The 6,035-nt window shown below is 32.2% G+C and carries 3 protein-coding genes and 1 pseudogene; 3 read left to right on the forward strand and 1 reads right to left on the reverse strand.

The features are described 5' to 3' along the window. Positions 1-3: 3 nt before the first annotated feature. From ACERJO_RS20000 to ACERJO_RS20010, 3 genes are all read left to right on the forward strand, one after another. The gene (locus ACERJO_RS20000; RefSeq protein ID WP_373648649.1) at positions 4-2,103 is read left to right on the forward strand and encodes an ATP-dependent nuclease; all 2,100 of its coding nucleotides are present in this window, start codon (positions 4-6) and stop codon (positions 2,101-2,103) included. A gap of 95 nt (positions 2,104-2,198) precedes the next feature. Then, positions 2,199-4,394 (forward strand): hypothetical protein, encoded by a 2,196-nt coding sequence (locus ACERJO_RS20005; protein ID WP_373648650.1) that lies wholly within the window; start codon positions 2,199-2,201, stop codon positions 4,392-4,394. A gap of 111 nt (positions 4,395-4,505) precedes the next feature. Then, a complete protein-coding gene (locus ACERJO_RS20010) occupies positions 4,506-5,456 on the forward strand; it encodes a HEPN domain-containing protein (RefSeq protein ID WP_373648651.1) in 951 nt (316 codons plus the stop codon). A gap of 342 nt (positions 5,457-5,798) precedes the next feature. Here the strand turns inward: ACERJO_RS20010 and ACERJO_RS20015 are convergent. Continuing rightward, positions 5,799-6,035 (reverse strand): annotated as a pseudogene (locus ACERJO_RS20015) (hypothetical protein); the annotation flags it as partial.

Raw genomic sequence — 6,035 nt, forward strand, 5'->3', positions numbered from 1 at the left:
AGTATGTATATATCTAATTTGTTTGTTTATAATTACCGTAGTTTAAAAAAGGTTCACCTTCAGTTTAATACGGGCCGAAATGTACTAGTTGGAAAAAATAATTCCGGAAAGAGTAATATTATAAAAGCAATTGATTTACTATTAGGAGAAAAGATGCCAAGTTACCAGAATATCGAGTTGAAGGATTTCTATACCGAAAAAACGTATGATGAGTTTAGTGATGAAGAAGATACATTTGTAGCAACTCACTTTTTTATTTGTGCCAAGTTACAGGGGGCAAATTTTAATAAGGAACTATTAGAAAAATGTAAGGGAATCTTTGTATCTCAATTGGGTGAAAAAAGATGGTGGTATGAAGATGAGAACGATATAAGACACTTGGAAAATTTATTCACTAGGGATGCTGACTCATTTTGGAAAGATGATAAAGAGTGGGTAAATAGAAATAGATTATATGATTATTTGACTAATGCTACCGAGATATACTTTTACTTAAATGTGGAGCGACAAAATGATGATGCAGATAATGAATCCCAGTATTCTAAAACTTTTGGTCTGATTATTAGACAAGGAGATATGTATTATAGGGGGTGGGCAATCAGTAAGGATTTTCGAGATTCTGTTTTAACAAGTGCTATCATACCTGCATTTCGTGATCCGAATAATCAATTTAAATTAAGTCAATGGTCTTGGTACGGAAAGTTGATAAGGGATATTTGGGATAAAAAGGATAAAACAGTTGGAGAGCAAATCAATAGAAAAGTAGAAGAAATAAAACAATTGAGTGATCAAGTATTTAGAGATGCAACGTCAGACATTAAAGAAAAACTATCTGAGGCAATACATCACAATAAAGTACACTTTCAATTAATGCCTAATACGAAAGATGATATATATAAGGGTGTTAACCTTTTTGTTGATGACGGAGTAGAGTCTCTTGCTGCAGATAAAGGGTCGGGTATTCAAAGTGCGTTAATTATTAGTCTCTTTTCTTATTATTGTTCGCAATTTCATAGAAATAGTTCATTATTGGCTGTTGAAGAGCCAGAACTATATCTTCATCCTCATGCAAGACGTGTATTGTCAAATAAATTTGATGAGTTTATTGAGCAGAACGGATTTGTAAGAAACCAAGTAATCACGGCAACACATTCTCCGGAATTTTTAAGAAATACAGAAATTGAAAATATAACAGTTGTAAGAAAGCCGAAGGCTTCAAACAAAACAGAAGTAAAAAAAATTGATACACAAGGAAGGGAAAAAGAAATTCAAAAAATAAAACAAGTTCTTTGGAGTAAGAATGCAGAATTGTTTTTTGCTGATAAAGTGATCTTAGTTGAAGGTGGAGAGGAATACATTTTTCCTTTTATTGCAAATGATGTTTTACAAAAAGAGAACGCATTAGATTACCACAATATATCAGTAATAAAAGTCGGAGGAAAAAGCCTGTTCCATACGTATTTAAAACTTTTGAAAGATTTAAATATAGAAGCCTATGTAGTAGCTGATTTTGACTTTTTCACAAATGGTATAGAGAGCCTAAAAGATTTTATAATGGATTATTCTTCAGAAAATATCGCGAAAGCCAAAAAACAAATACTGACTCAATGCTGTGTAGATTCTAGTGACCCATTTAGGAACAGTAAGACTATTAAAAAGAAATTCCAATCAGGAAAGGCTAAGTTATTGTGCCAACTATTAGACAAGATGTGTGAAGATGGTAAGTATGACGAAAGTCTGGAAGAATTATGGAGCCAATTTCGAACAGATGTTACTAAAAAAGCTAGTTACTCTGACTTTGAGCAAAATGATCAAATTCGTGATTTAGTTGATACTTGTTTTGAAAATCTAAAGAAATCTAATATATATATACTAAAGTACGGAGAATTAGAAGATTACATGACTGAAAAGGCAGTTAAGTATTTAGAAGACCAGAGGGTTTCTGGAAAGGAACTCAGTGTATTAAAGTTAGTTGAGGCTGTAGTATCTGGCGGATATAAATTAGAAGAATTTCTATCCATATCAGAGTATGCTTCTGTTATTCAACATGCAGTTGGGATACACCCCCAAGATGAAAGAAAAGTTGAGGAGACTTATGTATAAGGATATCCAACCCGATATATTCTTTATTTGATTTCAAGACAGCTTACTCCGTGAGAAAGAAGAAATTAAAATTTATAAAATGGAGTGTATAGAAAATGGAGGAAAATGAGTCATTTGATTTGTTACCTTTTATGGATATGCAAGGCATGGAGAAAAAGATGGAGATTAGCCTTGCAAAACTTCGGAGTACCGTCTTTAAAGCTAATCCTCTAATTACCCTTATTCAGTTGTATGGACAAAGGTTTTTTTACCATTTTGGGGACATAGAGTCCTCTGTTCATGGTAATGTTAAGCCTCATATGAATAAATTACTTGACTTCACACAAAGTCTTATAGTGACAAGTGATATAGTAGGGAATGGATCTTTAGATAAAGATGATATATTTGCTTATATCGAAGAACTAGAGAAACTCTTTTCCGTTGGAAATTTTTATGTGAACGCCGTCTCAAAGGATGAGTTAATCAAGTATTCTCAAGGAATGCAAATGAACGTTTCTGGAACATTGTATCCGTTTTTTGAAAAAGAGCATTTTACAGATATGTTGTCTCCGTATACAGATCTTTTAAATGAGGTTTTCGGAATGACGAGCTTTGATGTAGTAGAAGGTCTTTTGGCAATTAGCAGACACATACGCACTATGGGATTTATGGAGGCTTTAATAGAAAGTGGTGCTTCACCAGAAGAATTGTCAGAAGATGCATTATTAAATGTAGCTGAATACTTTAATGTTGAACGTATTACAGGATGGCCTATAGAGTTTATTAAGGAATTATCATTTCAACAAGGCGAATGCAAAAATTTTTACGAAAATGATCTACAAGTGATTTTAAAGGAGTCTCCGATTAAATATAAGCCCTTCATCAGTATTGGAGGTAAATATTACTGTTTTTGCATTGATAATTTAATTGATAACTTTTATAGAACTGTTCTAAGAGCTATGCGTAGGCAGAAAGACAGTATTTCAAATAAGATTAATGACATCCAAAAGGATTTATCAGAGGCATTACCTTTCAAGTTTTTTAAATCCATCTTACCTGCATCCAAAATGTTTCAAAGTGTCTTTTACAAAGCTCCAGTTGGTGCAAATGGAAAAAATGAATGGTGCGAATGTGATGGTATTATTCTATTTGATGATGTAATGATTATTATTGAAGTGAAGGGCGGAGCATTATCACCCGTTTCACCTTTTTCTGATGAAGAAGCTTACAAAAAATCATTAATTGGCTTAGCTGAAAATCCTTATCAACAGTCCTTACGATTTTTTGAAGAGTACAATAGGACAGGGAAGATAGAGATTTACTATAAAGAGAGTAAAAAGCGTTATAAAATGGTTTCTTTGATTGAGAACATTAAATTTATTCAAGCTTGCTGTGTTACTTTAGATGATTTTAACGAAATAGCTTCCCATATTGAAAAGACAGAATTTATCCAAAATAGTGATCTTCCTGTATGGTGTGTTTCCGTTAATGATTTGCGAGTTTACCCTGAATTATTTGATTCTCCAAGTATGTTCTTCAATTATCTATATCAAAGAAGTAACGCTTCTAAAAATCCCTATATAAAGCTAAATGATGAGTTGGATCATCTAGGGATGTATTTCGCATATAATGACTATTCGACACGTATTAGTGAGATAGTTAAGGTTGAAGACGTAAAAGAAATATATATTGATAGTCATAGAGATGAAATTGATGCCTATATGGCAAGAAAAATCAATAGTGACCGTGTTGACGGTGAAGGAGAAAGCTTCTATGATATATTGATTGGACCTGCACCGAAACCTAGACAAGAAATGAAAATCATGTTTGAGCAACTAATTAAACTATTAGATAGTACAAAAGATCATCTGTGTATAAGAGCTGCTAGATACTTTCTATTATTAGATTCAGATTCGAGAGATGATCTTAACAAGTTTCTTTCATCAAGAAGTAGGAAACTTTTAGAATATAGAGGTCGGCAAGTGATATTAACCCCATACATGGCATTTAACTATAAAAAAGAAGAAAGGATCAGAGAGTTGCCCGTTATTATTGTATTCTTATTGTATGCATCCAATAAATTATTTAAGGATGTAGTCCAGCGTAAACGCTTTTTAATGGAAAGAGTTCTATATGAAGATGAGCCAAATTTTTGTATATTGATAGGAATGAACAAAATTAAAGAGTTTACAAAAGTGATTACACAAATAATTGGACCTGAACATTTTCAAATGTTACCGGAGTCAGGGTACAATCTTCTAAAAAGAACTAGAGAGAAGATAGGCAAATCACGCAACTTTAAAGAATTTTAAATTAAATAATAAATGGAATCGCCTATCTATAGCGTCCCACTATTCCTTAAAAGAAGGGAATGTTTGATAGCATATTGTTTTAGAAAAAATGAAAGATGGTGGAGAAGAGTTGTGTTTAAGCTCACTTGTAAGATTACTATTGAAGGACCAAATGAAGAGAGAATAAGACTAAAAATTAGGAGGGGGAGTGGCTTCTGGATCAATGAATGCTTTTATTATAATTATCGTTGGGATCAGTATTCTGCCTACTTAGATATCGACAGTTATGTATATGATGGAGATTTGGCAGATTTAGATCAAGTTTATCGGCGTGCCTTATCGAGTGTTGAAAGAGCGAACAAATTATTAAATTTTTTATTTGGTATAAAATTAATTAACGAATATCCCAATAGCCACAGAAATAACATAAAAAAAATAAATAGTATTGATGCAACACCGTTGGTAGCTTCGGAAAATATAAATAGAATTCATTATTTTATGGGAGCACTAAACAATATAGTTAGGTCAGATAAGAAGAAACAAAAAGAAAAAGAACTTAGTGTAAGAAAAAAATATTATGCGGCTATCGATTATTTTAGCCGTAGTCTTGATGCGTTAGACGTAGAATTATATGAGGATGCATTGCTTAACCAATATAAAGGGCTTGAGATAGTAGGGAGAGAAGGTTATAAAAATATTGAACCACAAATTATAGAAAATTTTAGAAATCTTTTTGCAGATTTCTTAGTACAGAATGTAAATGAAGAATATAGTGAACGACATAAACAGCTATTTGATGAATTTAAGCCAGTGATTTCAAAAAGATTGATGACCGACACTAGAAAGATATTGAAAGTACTTAAAGAGTTGAGCGGGTTTAATAAAGAAGAATTAGCTAGTGCTAAACGAATTTGTGACATAAGAAATTCTTTATCTCATGGAAACACTGAAGTAAATAATATAGAATTCGACTTGTTAGCTAATGGTCAGATTATTCTTAGAAAAATGATAGCCTTGATGTTGTTAAAAAAGAGTTACTCTCAAGCTTATCCTTTTGCTGAGATTGACTTTGATAAATACTAAGAAAAATACTAGTGTTTAAAAGTAAGTAATAACTGAAATCAACTTATCCACTTTCAAAAAAGACTAACGGCGAGAGCTACAGGTTAGTCTATCAATTTTATTTCTTATTACTATCACAGTGACTCTCTTAGATATTCGTATGATTAAAGAGAAGCTACGCTTATTAGTAACTGTACAATCAAAGTAAGTTTTCATTCTTTTTTATTGAAGAAATGATACTAAACTATGAAGTAGCCACTAAGTAATTTATCTAAAACCGATTAAATAATGGGTTAAGGAATTTTCTAAATAAAAAGGAGATTGTACGATGTAATCGTTATATCTCCTAAAATCAACTCTATTTTATAGTGGTGGCTTGACTAATATTATTTCATTAGGTTCAAGGCAAGTTCGTGTGTATAACTCAGGTATCTCTTCTCCCTCAAGTCCAGCTAAAATTAATGCAAGCTTCCCCTGTTCAAAAGCATTTTGCACAGATTTACCAAAGCCAATAGCAGAATAAAATTGTGCAGCGAATTCTCTTGCAGCATCATCGTAGACGGCTTCGTTCATACCTATTGCACAGTCAATGTGTTCTGT

Origin of the sequence: Halalkalibacter sp. AB-rgal2 (assembly GCF_041821005.1) — a bacterium.
Lineage (GTDB): Bacteria > Bacillota > Bacilli > Bacillales > Bacillaceae_D > Halalkalibacter.